This is a genomic window from Mucilaginibacter oryzae, assembly GCF_003148845.1.
GTDB classification, from domain to species: Bacteria; Bacteroidota; Bacteroidia; order Sphingobacteriales; family Sphingobacteriaceae; genus Mucilaginibacter; species Mucilaginibacter oryzae.
The window spans coordinates 335,134-351,982 of sequence record NZ_QGHA01000002.1; the positions used below are offsets into that span (position 1 = coordinate 335,134).

Below are 16,849 nucleotides of genomic sequence, written 5' to 3' on the forward strand. Positions count from 1 at the left end.
ATAAATTAGGGCAGGGATAGCGGCGTGTTAAAACAGTGTCAAGCTAAAGATAATTTTAAAAATTTCACGGACTTTTCTGATAATATTGTTAATTTATTTTCTTTAGTGAAATTTTTTTTCGATTTGCCGCTTCGAATCAATTTAAGTTTCGCGGGGAAGATAAATATGAAAGCTCGAACCTTTATTTTCGTCGCTTTTTAGCCAGATTTTTCCATTATGTTTTTCAACTATCTGCCTGCAAATAGACAAACCCAAGCCAAAGGATTTTTCACCGTCTGTACCTGAACGCCTGGCATCGGTAAACATATTGAACACCTGCTTTTGTAAACCATTCGGAATGCCTATGCCGTGGTCTTCAACGCATATTTCAATACCATCGCCATTTGAGGTAACACGCACATTGATCACTGAACCTTTGGGGCTAAACTTGATGGCGTTACTGATTAGGTTACTCATTACCCGCCATATTTTTTCGCGATTGATATAGAGCTCTGCAGGGGTTAGGAGTGGCAATAGTATAATTTCCTGCTTTTTTTCGGCCGCTTTAAACCGTAAAAGTTCAATACTGTTGCTTACCAGGCTGTTAATTTCAACCCACTCTTTGTTAAAGGTTGATGTAGCGGTGTTGGCGGCCTCTAAAATTTCATTAATCAACTCCAGCGAGTTAAATGATGTATCTCTAACAAGGTTAATCAGGTTCTTTTGCTCCTCTGTATTCCCAGGGTCGGCCATCGCTGTTGATAATGAGGCTATTCCACCTAAAGGATTTCGCAGGTCGTGAGCAACCGCGCGTAAAATACGGTCTTTTTCGCGGCTTCCCTCGTTTAATTCCTCAAGCGTATTTTCAAGCTCTTTTTGTTGCATCCTGATCTGGTCGTTCAATTTCTTTACAGCGATAACGTCCTGTTTTGAACGTTTAAGGTTTCGGAATACCAGGAAGATAATAATGACAGCCATTACCGAGAATAAAACAGCCAGGTAAATATAAATGAGTTGCAAGGTATTATGATCGCGTAGGTTTTCGATCTGGTCCTGCTTATCAAGGCTGGCCTGTTGCTGGTTAATGTCTGTCCGTTTTAATGATAATGTTCTTTTTGCCAGCGAATCTTTTAAAGCCGAGTAGTTTTTTAAATAATAAAGCGCGTTCTGATTGTCATTTTGATGAATGTAGTAGCTGCTCATCAATTTGTTCCAATTCGTTTCCGCTTCTTCGTTTTTAAGTGTATCGAGCTGGTTACGCAGGGCTTGTAATATTTTGAAGAGGTCGTTTATGCGGTTGTTTTTCAGATAAAGGCGGGCAAGCTTTATTTCTGTTAATTGCGCGTCGCTGTTATCGTTATGGGGGCGGAGGTTGATAGCTATACTTTTCTTTAATAACTGTTCGGCCCTGGGGTAATCATTGATATTAAAGGCCAGGTCGCCCATGTTTCCATAAACAACACCGCGGGCTATGTTTAACTTTTCCGGGTCGCTGCCATAGCGCCGCGAATTCATGTCAATAAAATCAAGGGTTTTTTGGAAATATAGTTTGGCGCTGTCAATGTCGCCGCTGTTTTTATAGCTTTCGCCAATATTATCCAGCAATTCCTGGCGCTGATAAAAGGCCCTGAAATCATCTCTATAAGCAAAGCTTTGTTTATAGCTTAATTTAAAATAATTGGCTGCTTCGCGATAATGCCCCTGTTTAAACAGCATCATGCCCATACGGTAAGTATATTCGGCAAGTATAGCATCGTCCAGAGTATTTTTACCGATGTAATATCCCTGGTAAAAAAACTTATAAGCGTCGCCGTACTGCTGCAGGTCGGCATAGGCATCGCCGGTTGCGAAGCTTGCCTCGGCGTATTGTACCTCGTATTGCTTTTGGGTTATGCTTTTTTTGGCCATCATTATCATGCTGTCGGCATAAATTATGGCTGTTTTGGGATCTTTAAGTTCTTTACGGTTATAAAGAAAATGAAAAGCGTAATAACGAAACCGGTCGGCAATAAAAGGATCTTTTACGTATCTGTAGGTCGAATCAAGGTACTGAATAGCGCGACGCGGATTTTTCCAGGTAGTGTTGTAAAGCGTTACGGTATCATATACCGGTTTGAACTTCGGTGAGTACTCGCCCGTATCGGCAACCTTGTTAGTACACGAATTGAAAAGCAGCAGCAATGCCGCGGCCAACAGGTAAGCCCGCTTACGTAAAAGAAGTTTAAATTGGTTTAAGCGATTGGGGCGCGAAAACGTTAACTGTACATCAATACACATATAGCATCCGGGCCTGGTTCGAACAATAATTTATAGCGATAAACAATAGTTAAGATGGTATTGTTGGAATAATTAAATTGGGTGGATTGTATGTTACTTAAAAGCATCAAGGCCTGTAATATCCATGCCGGTTATCAGCAGGTGTATATCATGCGTACCCTCGTAAGTAATTACCGATTCAAGGTTCATCATGTGCCGCATAATGGGGTATTCGCCGGTTATCCCCATGCCGCCAAGTATTTGCCTGGCCTCCCGCGCTATGGTGATGGCTGTTTCAACGCTGTTCCGTTTAGCCATAGAGATCTGGGCAGGGGTGGCACGGTTTTCATTTTTCAAGGTGCCCAGTCGCCAAACCATTAATTGGCCCTTGGTAATTTCGGTTATCATTTCGGCCAGTTTTTTTTGCTGAAGCTGAAATCCAGCTATGGGGCGGCCAAATTGTTCGCGCTCTTTAGCATAACGAAGGGCTGTGTCGTAACAATCCATAGCTGCGCCCAAAGCCCCCCAGGCAATGCCGTAACGCGCCTGGTTTAAACAACCCAGCGGACCTTTAATGCCGGCGACATTCGGAAAGATGTTTTCTTTTGGTACTTTAACGTTATCAAAAACCAATTCGCCGGTAGCCGAAGCGCGTAACGACCATTTGTTATGTGTAGCCGGGGTGCTGAACCCCTCCATACCACGTTCAACAATAAGTCCCCTGATTTTGCCTTCTTCATCTTTGGCCCAAACAACAGCTATATCAGCAAATGGCGAGTTCGAGATCCACATTTTAGCGCCGTTTAAAATGTAATGATCGCCGGCATCTTTAATATTGGTGGTCATGCCGCCGGGGTTTGATCCGTGATCTGGTTCGGTAAGGCCAAAGCAGCCCATCAGTTCGCCGGTAGCCAGTTTGGGCAGGTATTTTTTACGCTGGTCTTCACTGCCGTAAGTATAAATGGGGTACATCACCAACGATCCCTGTACCGATGCTGTTGAGCGTATGCCCGAATCGCCGCGTTCAAGCTCCTGCATAATAATACCATAGGATATGTAATCCAGGCCTGCGCCTCCGTATTCAGCCGGTATAGTGGGCCCAAAAGCGCCAATTTCGGCTATGCCTCTTAATAATTGCGATGGAAATTCGGCGCGCTGGGCATAATCTTCAATAATTGGGCTTAATTCTTTCTTTACCCAATCGCGTACCGAGGCACGGATCAGCTTATGTTCGTCGGTAAGGAGTTCATCTAACAGGTAATAATCGGGGGCCTCATACAGATCTTTCTTCGCCATAATCATTATAGTTGGTAAGCAAATATAACGGATTTGTTAGTGGTAAAAGCAAATGAAAAAAGCTGTTTTTTGATATGTGGAGGCGGTTTTTAGTAAAAAGTTGGTTTAAACGGTTTAAAGCATGTTTTTGCAGAATATAAAAAATAAAAGAAAGGTTAAGAGTGTATAATTTGTTACAGCAGGAGATCGCTTATCTGTTACAAAGGCTATCGTTATATGTAGCTTAAAAATTTTCACACAAATTTTACGAATTATCGAATTACACTAATCCTGCAATAATAGAAAAATCACCATTCGTGTAATTCGTTTAATTGGGTAAGATTTAAAGATAATTCGCGTGAAAATTTCTTATTCATTTCTATAAAAGCAATAAGTATTTAAAGGCGATTTACCTGTTTGTTACAGAGGCAAATTGTAAACATAACCGAATAAAATACTATAGCTAACGTCGCGGCAATTAGTTGTTTAAAACTTTTTCTGGTTATGGCGGGGGGATTTACAGGGTGTTATTTACATTTGGCGCATGATCAATATAGCCCTGCAGGGCGCGGAATTTTTCGCGTACCACGGATTTTATCCTGAAGAACAAAAAATAGGTTGCCGCTTTGTGGTTGATGTAAATGTGGGTTTTATACCTCCCGGTGATTTGCTTGAAGATAGCCTCAACAAAACGGTAGATTACGAAAGGTTGTATATCATAACCTGCGAAGAGATGAAGCATCCGCGTAAATTGATAGAAACCGTAGGACAATCCATTATCGACAGGATTAAAAAGAAATATCCCTTTGTTGAAAGTATAGAGGTGGTGATTAAAAAGCTAACACCGCCGCTTACCGGCAAGGTTGCGCATTCGGCTGTCATTATCAATTACAAAAAGCCTGAACATGGAGTTTAATAAAATAAGCCCGCAAATATTAGATGCTATCAAAGCTATAGCAGGCGATGACGCTGTTTTAACAGGGCAGGAAAGCCTTGAAAAATACAGTCATGATGAAACGGAAGACCTGGTTTATTACCCTGAAGTGGTAGTTAAACCGCAAACGCCGGAGCAGGTTTCGGCCCTGCTGAAACTCTGTAATGAAAATACCATTCCGGTTACCCCCCGTGGCGCCGGTACCGGCCTAAGCGGCGGCGCGTTGCCCGTAAAAGGCGGTTTGCTGATAGCCATGGAGCGTTTTAACCGGGTGCTCGAAATAGATGAGCAAAACCTGCAGGCCACCGTTGAGCCGGGTGTTGTTACCGAAGAATTTATGAACCAGGTGGCTGCCAAAGGCCTCCTTTACCCGGTTGACCCGGCCAGCAAGGGTAGTTGTTTTATTGGCGGTAATATATCGCACGGTTCGGGCGGGCCAAGGGTAGTTAAATATGGCACCATACGCGAATATGTGCTTAACCTGCAGGTGGTGCTGCCATCCGGCGAGATCATCTGGACGGGTGCCAATACCCTGAAATATGCCAGCGGCTATAATTTAACCCAACTGATCATCGGGTCGGAAGGTACACTGGGCATTGTTACCAAAATAGTGGTAAAACTTGTACCCGCCCCAACGCAGGATGCGCTGATGCTGGCTTCGTTCCCGGCTAATGAGCTGGCCTGCGCGGCGGTGTCGGCTATTTTCAGGGCTGGCGTTATCCCTTCGGCTTTGGAGTTTATGGAGCGGAGAGGGGTGGAGTGGGTAAAAGAACACGATGACATCGCTTTTGATTTACAGGACGGTATCGAAGCTTTTTTATTGATAGAAGTAGACGGAACCAACCAGGATGTGATTTTTGCCGACTGCGAAAAGATTAACGCCGTTTTAGAAGAATATGAATGCCGCGATGTGCTCTTTGCTGATTCGTCGGCTCAAAAAGAGGAGCTTTGGCGCTTAAGGCGCACTATGGCGGTATCTGTTAAATCAAACTCGGTTTATAAGGAGGAAGATACCGTTGTGCCGCGGGCCGCGCTGCCCCTGCTCATCAAGGGAATCAAGGAAACGGGGGCCAAATATGGTTTTGAATCGGTTTGTTACGGACACGCCGGAGATGGCAACCTGCATGTAAACATTATAAAGGCCCATATGAGCGATGAAGATTGGAATAACAAGCTCAAATCCGGCATTCGCGAAATATTCGAATTAACGGTATCTCTCGGCGGTACACTGTCGGGCGAGCATGGTATTGGCTTGGTGCAAAAAGAGTTTATGCCAATCAAATACTCAGATACGCATTTTGCTATTTGGAGGGGAATTAAACAGGTTTTCGATCCTAAAGGGATCTTAAACCCCGGGAAGATATTTTAGTAAATGTAAGGATATTAATGTGCATATTTCAGATGTGCAAATATGCAGATGATAGGATTGTAGCTTGAATGCTTTACCATCTGCCATCAGGGCTTCTTAAATCTGAACATCTGAGATCCGGACGTTTGAATCTGCACATCCGCACATTTGAAACCCGCACATCAATTTGTATTCAAAATCAGCCTTGGCTCATCGTAATCTATCATCCTGTGCCGCTCTGGTACCGGAATGGGAACTGATTTATTGGCCGAGTAATCATAGCTGATGCAAACCGTTTTGCCGGTGGTTACAATCTCTTCACCATTGGGCGTGATTTTTACCAGCACATGCATCATATCAAAGCTGCTGTTACCTATACGTATTGTGCGTACGTAGCAGGCAATAGTATCGTGAACGGTAAGCGGCTTTAAATAATTTATCTCAGACCGCCCCAAAATAATACCGGTATTGCTCCAGTCCCAGTTGATAATTTCTTTCCAGTAACCTATGCGGGCAATTTCAAAATAGGTTAAATAAACTGCGTTGTTAACGTGCCCAAATGAATCGATATCCGAAAAGCGGATAGGAATAGGTGTTTTATATTTGTAATCAGTAAGTTTTTCAGCCATTTTCGGTCGTTTTGTCTGCCTAAAATAAATATGTATGACTTTTTGTCTTCTGTTTTAGGCGGTTTTGCTGTTGGTACAGCAGTTGATCAATAGGTTACGAAGTTAATAAAAAACAAAACTTTTAGGAGGATATAACCATGACATTAGTAAAATTCAACAACGGCCTTAAAAACAACACTTCAGCTAATCCATTTTTTAGCGATGTATTCGATTCATTAATTAACGATTCGTTTTTAAGCGATAAGCTGATTGCCCGCGTGCCCGCTGTTAATATTGCAGAAACCGAAAACGAATTTCATATTGAATTAGCCGTTCCCGGTTTGAAGAAAGAAGATTTTAAAATCAGCATAGATAAAAATGTATTGAGCGTTGCTGCCGAAAGGAAAGCTGAAAACGTTGAAGAAGGCAAAAAATTCAGCAAGCGCGAATACAGTTACAACTCATTCGTAAGGTCGTTCACTTTACCTGAAAGTGCAGATCAGTCAAAAATTGAAGCTGACTACACCGACGGGATCCTGAAACTTACTGTAGCCAAGAGAGAAGAAGCTAAATTTCAGTCGCGTGAAATTGTTGTAAAATAATTAAAGAGCGTTTTCATAAAGTAGTTAGTTTGGTTTAAGGGCCGCTCCGTTTGGGGCGGCCCTTTTTTTTCTTAATTTTTGAAGAGTTGATTTTACTGTTTTATTTGTATTTGCTAAAAATATTAGTATTTTTGGTTTGATATGAACGTGGACAGGATAACGGAAAAGCTCAATATATTGGCCGACGCGGCGAAGTATGATGTGTCATGTGCATCGAGCGGAAGCAACAGGAAAAATAAAGATAAAGGCCTGGGAAATGCCAGTAACGGTATCTGCCACAGCTATACCGAAGACGGGCGTTGTGTATCATTACTGAAGATTTTACTTACTAACCATTGCATATTTGATTGTGCCTACTGCGTATCCCGTAAAAACAATGATATCAAACGTGCTGCTTTTACGGTGCAGGAGGTAGTTGACCTTACCATCAATTTTTACCGTCGCAATTATATTGAAGGCTTGTTTTTAAGTTCCGGTATTTTTAAAGATGCTGATTATACCATGGAGCGGCTGGTGCGTGTGGCGAAAAAACTCCGTACCGAACATAATTTCAATGGCTATATCCACCTGAAGTCTATTCCGGGCGCCAGTGATGAACTGATGCGCGAGGCCGGGCTTTACGCCGACAGACTGAGTGTAAATTTAGAAATGCCTACCGAAGCCGGATTGAAGTTGCTGGCACCCGATAAAAACCGCCAGGATATGATCGATCCGATGCGGTTTCTGAAAAATGAAATCATACAGAATAAGGAGGAGAAAAAGCTTTTTAAAAGTACCCCGCTGTTTGCTCCTGCCGGGCAAAGTACGCAGGTAATTGTAGGCGCTACGCCCGAAAGCGATCACCAGGTATTGCAATCGGCCAATTATTTTTATAAAAATTTCAATTTAAAACGGGTTTATTATTCGGGCTACGTTCCGATACTTGCCGATCAGCGGCTGCCAGCCCTCCATACCGCGGTACCTATGGTGCGCGAAAACCGGCTTTACCAGGCCGATTGGCTAATGCGCTTTTATGGTTTTCATGTTAACGAAATTGTGAATGATAGTAACCCGCTGCTCGACCTGGATATCGACCCCAAACTAAGCTGGGCTATTCGTAATATGCACGTTTTTCCTGTAGATATCAATACGGCCGATTTGCAATTGATATTACGGGTGCCGGGTATCGGCCTGCAATCCGCACAAAAAATAGTAGGCGCACGCAGGTTTGCCCGACTGGGGTGGGAGCAGTTAAAAAAAATTGGGGTGGCCATTAACAGGGCGCGGTATTTTATTACCTGTAACAGCCGTGAATTTGAGCGGCGCGATTTAAGCGGACAAAACATCAAACAATTTATCCTGGCATCTTCGCAAAGTAAATACCTTAAAAACACGCAAACACAACTTAACTTGTTTTAGCTATGTATACACTGGTTTACGACGGTACGTTTGAAGGCCTGCTGACGGCTGTGTTTGAGATTTATGAACGCAAATTGGAGCCGGTAAAATTATTGAAAGGCCGGTGGCAAAGCAGCGCGTTGTTTGAAGAGGTGATCCCCGTTGTAAAGGATGAAGTCAGGGCATCACGCGTATTGCGCGGCCTTCGGAAAAAACTTTCGGCAGCCGGTGTTCAGCGATTATATATAGCACATATGGCCGATATAGCGGATGAAGATTGTAATGTGCTCGGTTTTATTCGTTACGTTTTCAATAGCGAACAAAATATTGAGGAGGATTACGGCAACAGGTATGTAATGCGCCTGTCCGAAATTTTGAAAATGGTAAGGTGCGAAAAACACAGGATGGAGGCCTTTGTACGGTTCCGAAAATTGAACGACGGCACTTTTTACGCAGGCATCGAACCTGATTTTAATGTGCTGCCCTTACTCATTAAACATTTTAAAAGCCGCTACGCCGATCAGCAATGGATGATTTACGATATTAAAAGAAATTACGGTCTGTATTATGATTTGCACGATACCCAATTTATTGAAATGGATTTTGCCGGATCGGGAAAGCCTTCAGATGTAATTGCCGCTTATAGTGAGGATGAAGGTATTTATCAAAACCTTTGGAAAAACTATTTTAGCAGTGTAAACATCGCTTCGCGCAAAAATACCAAGCTGCATGTGCGCCATATTCCTAAGCGCTATTGGAAGCATTTAACTGAAAAATTTTAACCTTCAGGTTGTTTTTAAGAGATTTTGTTGATAGGAAAATCTTGTGATAAGGGACTTTTGTGAATAAAGTGCGATGTTGATAACCTCAGTTTTTGTAAGTCCGTTGCCGGTATTTATAGCTGAAAATGCTTTTTAAGAAGTGTTGATAACTGTTGATTTAATGTTAAAAACCGGTTAATAAAAACAATTAAAAATATTTGCCAAATCGCCGCTATGTCCCGATATTTAAAACATCAAGAACGACGTACTTTGACAGCCTTTCAGGAAAACAGAAATTGAATCGGGCAAACCTTCGGGGGCGCTAAAGATCAATGGAAGTACCTGGGCCGAAGAAAAAATGAAAAAGGCGAAAGTCTTTAGAAAAAAGAAAGCGGTTAAAGGAGGTGCCGGGATTAGGATGAATACCTCTACGGAGTGAAACAGCATAAACCGGTGACATTGAAGGTTAGTCGACCGCTCGTGAGAGCAACGGATGAAGATCATGTCTGTCAGAAATACACAAAACTTGATGCTATTGTGCAACTACGGTTAAGCAATAGTTTGGAAACGGGAGTTCAGATCGCAAGAGATGACTCCCGTTTTCGCTTTTAAAGGGTTTGGCTGTTGGAGATATTTTGTCTTCAATAACCAAAATCATTATTTTTAACGGATATGAATAAGGACGGCCAGCGTAACCAGCAGAAAATATTTGTTTTAGATACCTCGGTGATCCTTTACGATCACAACGCATTTCAAAATTTTCAGGAGCATGATGTAGCCATACCCATCCAGGTATTGGAAGAGCTTGATAATAAAAAAAACGGCAATGATACCCGTAATTTTGAAGCCCGCAGCTTTATCCGGTTGATGGACGAGTGGTCGCACAGTAACGTGGTTAATGAATGGCTGCCCCTTAACGGTAAAAGCAAAGGCAGGTTTAAGGTTGCCATGGATGCGAAAAATACCGGGCTTGATGCCGAACAGGTTTTTGGTTCGGATAAAACCGACCACCGCATCCTGAATGCCGCGCTGGGTTTGCAGGATGAAAACCCCGAAAAAAAGGTGGTGCTGGTATCAAAGGATATTTGCCTCAGGCTAAAGGCCAAAGCTTTGAACCTGCATGCCGAAGATTACGAAACCGGTAAAATCAAGAACCTCGACGAACTGTATACCGGCAAAACCGATGTAAACAAGGTAACGGAGAAACTAATCACTACCTTTAACAAAAACGAAAATTTGCCGGCCGAAAGCCTCAGCTTAACACCATATATCAACAATCACTTTTACGTATTAAAGGGTAAGAAAAATGAGGCCGCAGGTTTTTACAACTCGCAAACCAAACAGCTTGAAAAGGTAACCGAACAACCGGTACTCAATATTTATCCGCGTAACATCGAACAATCATTTGCTATCCACGCGCTGCTTCACCCCGATATTAAACTGGTAACTATACAGGGTAACGCGGGTACCGGTAAAACCTTGTTGGCGCTGGCCAGCGCGCTGGAGCAACGCAAATATTACAGGCAGATTTTTGTTACCCGGCCCATTGTGCCCCTTAGCAATAAAGACATCGGCTTTTTGCCCGGCGATATCAAATCAAAAATCGACCCTTACATGGCCCCGATATGGGATAACCTGAAATTTATTAAAGATCAGTTTGCGGATGACGAAAAAATGCAGGCCAAGATTGATGAACTGGTTAATAACGAAAAAATCTCGATTGCGCCGCTCGCTTTTATAAGGGGGCGAACCTTAAGTAAGATATTTTTTATTGTTGACGAGGCCCAGAACCTCACGCCCCATGAGGTTAAAACCATTATATCCCGCGCCGGCGAGAACAGCAAGTTTGTATTTACGGGTGATATTTACCAGATAGATACACCTTACCTCGATGCCGAAAGTAACGGCTTATCTTACCTGATCGACAAAGCTAAAGGGCATCCGCTTTACGCCCACATTACCCTGCAAAAAGGCGAGCGAAGCGAACTGGCCAACCTGGCAACCGATTTGTTGTAAGATGGTATCAAAATATTAAGTAGAGACACCTGTTTGCTTCTGCCGTTTTTTAGCCTTGTAGTAACTGGGCGTAATACCCTCGATTTTTTTAAATGCCCTGCTAAAATAATTGAGGTTATTAAACCCTGCCTTAAAGCAGGCTTCAGAAATGCTGTTATTGGGGTTATTCATTAGCTGTTTGGCTAATTGCAGGCGCTCTTTAATAATATAATCAACCGGCGAAATCCCGAGTTCGTGTTTAAACGCCCGGAAAAAGCTTGCCTTGCTCATAAAGGCCATTTGGCTCAACGCGTCAATATTGAGCTTTTCAGTTAAATGTACCCTGATGTATTCCAGCACATAAGCAAAGCGGCTGTCGGTTGAAAGTTCGTGGAGGTTGTGGTTAATTTCGTGCAGGTTTTGCATCTGCATAATGCGAATCAGTAATTCTTTCAGCGTGAGGTTCGCCAGCACATCTTTAGTAAGCGCGTCGCCGGTGCTGATGCGGATGAGTTTATTGATGAGTTGCGCAAGCTCATAATTGTTAAAAAAGTGAAACTGGTTATAGTTAAGTTGCCACGTCTTGTTGTCTTCGCGGGGATAATTTTCATTTAAAAAATCAAGCGTGTTGGTAATTTCCTGGTGATTGATAGCAAGGGCTGTACACTGTGACGGTTGATTTATAGATGCCTCCGGAAAATCGATCTTCATGGTAATATTCGGCGGAACGATCACTGTTTCGCCCGGCAGGTAATCAAAGCCCGGCTTATCAAAAAGGTGCATTACTTTTTTACCCCGAAGCATACTGGTAACTACCAGGTCGCTAAAAGTTAAAGGCACCAGTTCGCTTCGCTGAAAGGTTTCAAAAACATTTAACTCGCAGTGGTTCATGGTATAAGCCTTCCGGTTTTCTACCAGCGTATTCAGTTCTTTTCCGTGTGAGAGGCTTAGCGGAGATAACAGGGTTTTGTTATTCATAGCCGTTTATAATTTAAAGCAAATTAGGCATACTTATCAGCATTAACAAGCAGTCGCAAAAAATGCGAACATTGTGCTACCAATTGATACAATAATGCAAATGCCTTGAAATGTGGGGCTTTACCTTAGTTCAACCAAAATTATAAACATTATGAGTTCTGTTTCTAAACCATCCTTTAAGGATAAGTACGACAATTTTATTGGCGGCAAATTTGTTCCGCCCGTTAAAGGCGAATATTTTGATAATATATCGCCAATTGACGGCAAGGTATTCACCAGGGCAGCCCGGTCAACCAAAGAAGATATTGAACTTGCTTTAGATGCCGCCCATGCCGCGTTTCCGGCCTGGAGTAAAACCTCCGCAGTTCAAAGATCTTTGTTGCTCAATAAAATAGCGGATATCATTGAAACCAACCTGGAGGCTTTGGCTGTGGTAGAATGTATAGATAACGGCAAAGCCATTCGCGAATGCCGCGCTGCCGATTTGCCGCTGGTAGTGGATCATTTCAGATATTTTGCAGGTGTGATCCGTGCCGAGGAAGGCGGTATTTCTGAGCATGATGAAAATACGGTTTGCATTGTGTTGAACGAGCCGCTTGGCGTTGTGGGCCAGATCATTCCCTGGAATTTTCCTTTATTGATGGCTACCTGGAAAATAGCACCGGCGCTTGCTGCCGGTAATTGCTGCGTAGTGAAGCCTGCCGAGCAAACACCCACATCTATCATGGTGCTGATGGAACTGATACAGGATGTACTACCAGCGGGAGTGCTGAACATTGTTACCGGTTTCGGGCCCGAAGCTGGTAAACCTCTCGCATCCTCACCACGGGTTGCTAAGGTATCGTTTACCGGCGAAACCACCACAGGCAGACTTATTATGCAGTATGCATCAGAAAACCTTGTTCCCGTAACGATGGAGCTGGGCGGTAAATCTCCCAATATCTTCTTCGAGTCGGTTGCAGATGCCGATGATGAATTTTTTGATAAGGCGGTAGAAGGCGCGGTGTTATTTGCACTTAACCAGGGAGAGGTGTGTACCTGCCCGTCGAGGATTTTGGTACATGAAAATATCTACGATAAATTTATTTCGAGGGTAATAGAGCGCACTAATGCTATTATTATGGGCAATCCGCTGGATAGCGCTACGATGATGGGGGCGCAGGCCTCGAACGATCAGTATGAAAAAATCCAGTCGTACCTTAAAATTGGCAAGGAAGAAGGCGCCGAAGTATTATGCGGCGGTGATGTAAAAAAGCTGGACGGCGAACTGGCTGGCGGCTACTATATTCAACCCACCTTGTTTAAAGGCAATAACAAGATGCGTATTTTTCAGGAAGAGATTTTTGGGCCGGTGGCTTGTGTAACTACATTTAAAACTACCGAAGAGGCCATCGCGATAGCAAATGATACCCTATATGGCTTAGGCGCCGGTGTTTGGACACGCGATGCGCACGAGCTTTACCAGGTGCCGCGTGCTATATTGGCCGGCAGGGTTTGGGTTAACAACTACCATGCTTACCCGGCTCACGCGCCGTTTGGTGGTTATAAAAAATCGGGCTTCGGCAGGGAAAATCATAAAATGATGCTGGCACATTACCGCCAAACCAAAAACATGCTTATCTCTTATAATAAAAATAAGCTTGGCTTTTTTTAAAAATAAGTAAACAGGGGCGCTAACGGCCAGGTTTGTTATTGGTACGAGCCTGGCAATTAGCGCCCTGCTGTAAATTCAACTATCATGATTCCAAGAGTAACCGTAACACCCGAAGCTTCGAAACTAATAAGCGAACTGAAAACCCGCTTTGGCGAGTTGATGTTTCACCAAAGCGGCGGCTGTTGTGACGGCTCATCGCCTATGTGTTTCGAAAAAGGAGAATTTATACTGGGCAGCAGCGATGTTAAGTTAGGTGAGGTGGATGGATGCGGGTTCTGGATGAGTAAGGATCAGTATGAATACTGGCAGCATACGCAGTTGCAGCTTGATATTACCAAAGGCCGTGGTTCCAGTTTTTCTATCGAAATTCCTACGGGGTACAGGTTTATGATCCACTCAAGGTTATTTACCGAAGATGAGTTAAGCAACCTGGAGCCGGTAAGTTTTATTGAGCCCTGATCACTAATTGCCGGATACAAGGGGGGAGCCCCGGTTATTTCTTTTTTGATGATTTGGCTAAGGGATTAAATGCGATACATAATGCTATCCAATATTTAAGCTCTTCGGAGGTAGCAACTTCCATCTCGTCTACGTAAACAAAATCTTTCATTACGCGGCCGTTATTCATCATTTGCGTACAGTTGCCTTTTTCCAGTTCCAAATTCGCCTGTTTTTGTCCAATGCGACAAAGCAGGCTGTGCTCACTTACGCATACGCACATTTTATCATCAACCAAAAAACAAACACCCTGAAACATTTTCTTTTCTTCAATAATGGGTTGATCCATTAATGCCTCGCGCACACGGTCGGCTAACTGTTGGTTGTAGGGCATGATAGGTAATCTTTATATATAAAGTTATAATATAAAGTAAATGCCCCCGGCCTTGGCCGGGGGCATTTACTTTATGTTTAATTACTCACTTTAAAATCGGCAACCAGCTTTTCATCAGCCGAGTTACTGCCAAGCACCAGCTTGTAATTGCCGGGGTAAAGCTTCCATTTATGGGTAGCCAGATCCCATTTCTGCAGGTCCTGAACCGGGATTTTCAATGTAACCGAGCCTTCTTTGCCCTGCTCAACGCTTACCCGTTTAAAACTTTTTAGCTCTTTAACGGGCATCCTGTCAATAGCGGGATATTTGATGTAAGCTTGTACTACTTCATCGCCATTAAATTTACCTGTGTTTTTCACGTTTACGTTTACGGTTAAGGTATCAGCTTTTTTATAGGCTGTTTTTAGTTTGCCGTCAAGGTTGTAGGCAAAAGAGGTGTAGCTTAAGCCAAAGCCGAACGGATATTGTACAGGTCCGTTGTAATAGCGGTACGTGCGGCCTTTCATGTTGTAGTCGCTGTAGTTGGGCAGGTTGCTCATATCTTTATAAAAAGTAAGCGGCAAGTGTCCGGACGGCGAAACCTCCCCGAAAACAAGGTCGGCCAAAGCGTTGCCACCCTGCTCGCCGGGGTACCAGGCAAAAATAATCGCATCTGCATACGGTTCAATGGCCGATACATCAACGTCGCTGCCTGCTGTGATCACTGCAATAAGCGGTTTATTCTTTATGCCTTTGCGCAGTTCTTTCATGAAGGCTATTTCGCTGGCTGGCAGGCTTAGGGTTTTTTTATCGCCGCCACTTTCGGAAAGGAAAGCATCACCTGCTTCGCCTTCCAATACGGGCGACAGGCCAATAACAGCAATGGTAGCGTCGGCATTGCCTGCTGCCCAGATGCCGCCAAAGTGGGTAGTGTCTTTATAATCACAGCCGAGGTCATACTCAACGCGGGTAGCTTTATCAACCGAGCCGGTAATACCCTCAACAAAGTTAATTACCTTGCTGCTGGTGCCGTGGTAGTTGGCTATCATGGCATCGAGCGAGGCGGCGTTTGGTCCCACCACCATAATGCTGGAATAATTACTTTTTTTAAGCGGCAACACATTATTATTGTTTTTTAGCAATACCATGCTTTGCTGCGCTATTTTGCGGGCGAGTGCCAAATGAGCCTCGTTATGCACACTGTCTGCGCCGTAACCGTGGTAAGGGTTGGCTGCCGGGTCATCGTAAAAGCCTAATTTAAACTCGGTACGTAACAGCGCGCCTAATGCCTGGTCAACTTCTTTTTCAGTCAGCAGCCCTTTTTTAATGGCGGCAATCCCATCGTTTTGTAAAATAGTTGAGCAATCAAGGTCAACCCCTGCTTTAATAGCTGCGGCAGCTACCTCTACAGCTGTTGGTAAAGCTTTATGCTGGGTATAAACGTTATCTAAAGCGCCGCAATCTGTAACCACATGCCCTTTAAAACCCCATTCTTTCCTCAGTATATCGGTCAGCAATACTTTATTGATAGAATTAGGCACACCGTTAATGGCGTTATAAGCGCTCATTACCGATTCAACTTTGTTTTGTACCAGTTCGTGAAAAGCATACAGGTAAGTTTCACGCAGGTCTTTTTCATCAACAAGCGCATTAAACTTGTCGCGGGTGGCTTCGGGGCCGCTGTGTACGGCGAAGTGTTTGGCCGTGGCCGAAGTTTTCAGGTATTTCGGATCATCACCCTGCAAACCTTTAACAAATGCCGATCCCATACGGCCGGTCAGGAATGGGTCTTCTCCATAGGTTTCCTGCCCGCGGCCCCAGCGCGGGTCGCGGAATATATTGATGTTTGGTGTCCAGAATGTAAGGCCCATGTACTGCAGGTGCCTGTCCTGCGCGATGGCCAGGTTATATTTGGCACGCGCTTCGGTTGATATCACGGTTGATACCTGTTTAAGCAAATCATCGTTAAATGTAGCGGCCATGCCTATGGCCTGCGGAAAGATGGTAGCCTCACCCGCACGGGCCACGCCATGCAAAGCTTCGTTCCACCAGTTATACGCCGGGATGCCCAAACGTGGCACCGCATGGCTTTGATACCCAAGTAAGGAGATCTTTTCTTCGATGGTTAATTTTGATAAAAGATCCTTTACCCGTAATTCAATCGATTGTGAAGCATCTTTGTAAATAGGAGCCTGGGCTTTTACAGTAGAAAAATTTAGCGATACGGCGAGAATAGCCAGGTAGCGCAGGGGTTTTTGTTTCATGGTGCGA

The 16,849-nt window shown here is 43.8% G+C and carries 14 protein-coding genes; 8 read left to right on the top strand and 6 right to left on the bottom strand.

Annotated features, from left to right (window positions below; all coding sequences use genetic code 11):
• Positions 1 to 141: 141 nt before the first annotated feature.
• Positions 142 to 2,256 (bottom strand): ATP-binding protein, encoded by a 2,115-nt coding sequence (locus LX99_RS06800; protein ID WP_109607178.1) that lies wholly within the window; start codon positions 2,254 to 2,256, stop codon positions 142 to 144.
• A gap of 93 nt (positions 2,257 to 2,349) precedes the next feature.
• Positions 2,350 to 3,531 carry an acyl-CoA dehydrogenase family protein gene (locus LX99_RS06805; protein WP_109607590.1) on the bottom strand — a complete coding sequence of 394 codons (1,182 nt, stop codon included), beginning with the start codon at positions 3,529 to 3,531 and terminating at the stop codon, positions 2,350 to 2,352.
• A gap of 523 nt (positions 3,532 to 4,054) precedes the next feature.
• Between LX99_RS06805 and folB the strand changes: the two genes are divergently transcribed.
• Complete coding sequence (gene folB / locus LX99_RS06810) at positions 4,055 to 4,426, top strand: dihydroneopterin aldolase (protein WP_109607179.1); 372 nt, start codon at positions 4,055 to 4,057, stop codon at positions 4,424 to 4,426.
• Positions 4,416 to 5,813 carry an FAD-binding oxidoreductase gene (locus tag LX99_RS06815; RefSeq protein WP_109607180.1) on the top strand — a complete coding sequence of 466 codons (1,398 nt, stop codon included), beginning with the start codon at positions 4,416 to 4,418 and terminating at the stop codon, positions 5,811 to 5,813. The genes folB and LX99_RS06815 overlap by 11 nt, the downstream gene beginning before the upstream one ends.
• A gap of 161 nt (positions 5,814 to 5,974) precedes the next feature.
• Here the strand turns inward: LX99_RS06815 and LX99_RS06820 are convergent, their stop codons facing one another.
• A complete protein-coding gene (locus LX99_RS06820) occupies positions 5,975 to 6,421 on the bottom strand; it encodes an acyl-CoA thioesterase (RefSeq protein ID WP_022833334.1) in 447 nt (148 codons plus the stop codon).
• 137 nt (positions 6,422 to 6,558) lie between these two features.
• On the opposite strand from LX99_RS06820, the gene LX99_RS06825 reads away from it, so the two are divergent.
• The 4 genes from LX99_RS06825 (at position 6,559) to LX99_RS06840 (ending at position 11,156) form a co-directional block, all read left to right on the top strand.
• Positions 6,559 to 7,002 (top strand): Hsp20/alpha crystallin family protein, encoded by a 444-nt coding sequence (locus tag LX99_RS06825; RefSeq protein ID WP_109607181.1) that lies wholly within the window; start codon positions 6,559 to 6,561, stop codon positions 7,000 to 7,002.
• Positions 7,003 to 7,143: 141 nt separating this feature from the next.
• Positions 7,144 to 8,400, top strand: a complete 1,257-nt coding sequence (locus LX99_RS06830) for a putative DNA modification/repair radical SAM protein (protein WP_109607182.1) — start codon at positions 7,144 to 7,146, stop codon at positions 8,398 to 8,400.
• 2 nt (positions 8,401 to 8,402) lie between these two features.
• Entirely contained in the window at positions 8,403 to 9,161 is a 759-nt protein-coding gene (locus LX99_RS06835; protein ID WP_109607183.1) for a TIGR03915 family putative DNA repair protein, read from the top strand.
• A gap of 651 nt (positions 9,162 to 9,812) precedes the next feature.
• Positions 9,813 to 11,156 (top strand): PhoH family protein, encoded by a 1,344-nt coding sequence (locus LX99_RS06840; protein ID WP_109607184.1) that lies wholly within the window; start codon positions 9,813 to 9,815, stop codon positions 11,154 to 11,156.
• Between the two features lie 15 nt (positions 11,157 to 11,171).
• Here LX99_RS06840 and LX99_RS06845 read toward each other — a convergent pair whose 3' ends face one another.
• Entirely contained in the window at positions 11,172 to 12,113 is a 942-nt protein-coding gene (locus LX99_RS06845; RefSeq protein WP_109607185.1) for an AraC family transcriptional regulator, read from the bottom strand.
• 151 nt (positions 12,114 to 12,264) lie between these two features.
• On the opposite strand from LX99_RS06845, the gene LX99_RS06850 reads away from it, so the two are divergent.
• Together LX99_RS06850 and LX99_RS06855 are read left to right on the top strand one after the other, a co-directional pair.
• On the top strand, positions 12,265 to 13,767 hold the full coding sequence (locus LX99_RS06850) for an aldehyde dehydrogenase family protein (protein ID WP_109607186.1): 1,503 nt from the start codon (positions 12,265 to 12,267) through the stop codon (positions 13,765 to 13,767).
• An 84-nt stretch (positions 13,768 to 13,851) separates the two neighbouring features.
• Positions 13,852 to 14,226, top strand: a complete 375-nt coding sequence (locus LX99_RS06855) for a DUF779 domain-containing protein (protein WP_109607187.1) — start codon at positions 13,852 to 13,854, stop codon at positions 14,224 to 14,226.
• 34 nt (positions 14,227 to 14,260) lie between these two features.
• On the opposite strand, the gene LX99_RS06860 is transcribed toward LX99_RS06855, so the two are convergent.
• A complete protein-coding gene (locus tag LX99_RS06860) occupies positions 14,261 to 14,599 on the bottom strand; it encodes a TfoX/Sxy family protein (protein ID WP_109607188.1) in 339 nt (112 codons plus the stop codon).
• Between the two features lie 77 nt (positions 14,600 to 14,676).
• Entirely contained in the window at positions 14,677 to 16,842 is a 2,166-nt protein-coding gene (locus tag LX99_RS06865) for a glycoside hydrolase family 3 N-terminal domain-containing protein (protein ID WP_109607591.1), read from the bottom strand.
• Between the last annotated feature and the right edge of the window lie 7 nt (positions 16,843 to 16,849).

Coding starts and splice junctions, on each gene's coding strand:
- LX99_RS06800 (WP_109607178.1), bottom strand. CDS start 2,256: ATGTGTATTGATGTACAGTTAACGTTTTCGCGCCCCAATCGCTTAAAC.
- LX99_RS06805 (WP_109607590.1), bottom strand. CDS start 3,531: ATGGCGAAGAAAGATCTGTATGAGGCCCCCGATTATTACCTGTTAGAT.
- folB (WP_109607179.1), top strand. CDS start 4,055: ATGATCAATATAGCCCTGCAGGGCGCGGAATTTTTCGCGTACCACGGA.
- LX99_RS06815 (WP_109607180.1), top strand. CDS start 4,416: ATGGAGTTTAATAAAATAAGCCCGCAAATATTAGATGCTATCAAAGCT.
- LX99_RS06820 (WP_022833334.1), bottom strand. CDS start 6,421: ATGGCTGAAAAACTTACTGATTACAAATATAAAACACCTATTCCTATC.
- LX99_RS06825 (WP_109607181.1), top strand. CDS start 6,559: ATGACATTAGTAAAATTCAACAACGGCCTTAAAAACAACACTTCAGCT.
- LX99_RS06830 (WP_109607182.1), top strand. CDS start 7,144: ATGAACGTGGACAGGATAACGGAAAAGCTCAATATATTGGCCGACGCG.
- LX99_RS06835 (WP_109607183.1), top strand. CDS start 8,403: ATGTATACACTGGTTTACGACGGTACGTTTGAAGGCCTGCTGACGGCT.
- LX99_RS06840 (WP_109607184.1), top strand. CDS start 9,813: ATGAATAAGGACGGCCAGCGTAACCAGCAGAAAATATTTGTTTTAGAT.
- LX99_RS06845 (WP_109607185.1), bottom strand. CDS start 12,113: ATGAATAACAAAACCCTGTTATCTCCGCTAAGCCTCTCACACGGAAAA.
- LX99_RS06850 (WP_109607186.1), top strand. CDS start 12,265: ATGAGTTCTGTTTCTAAACCATCCTTTAAGGATAAGTACGACAATTTT.
- LX99_RS06855 (WP_109607187.1), top strand. CDS start 13,852: ATGATTCCAAGAGTAACCGTAACACCCGAAGCTTCGAAACTAATAAGC.
- LX99_RS06860 (WP_109607188.1), bottom strand. CDS start 14,599: ATGCCCTACAACCAACAGTTAGCCGACCGTGTGCGCGAGGCATTAATG.
- LX99_RS06865 (WP_109607591.1), bottom strand. CDS start 16,842: ATGAAACAAAAACCCCTGCGCTACCTGGCTATTCTCGCCGTATCGCTA.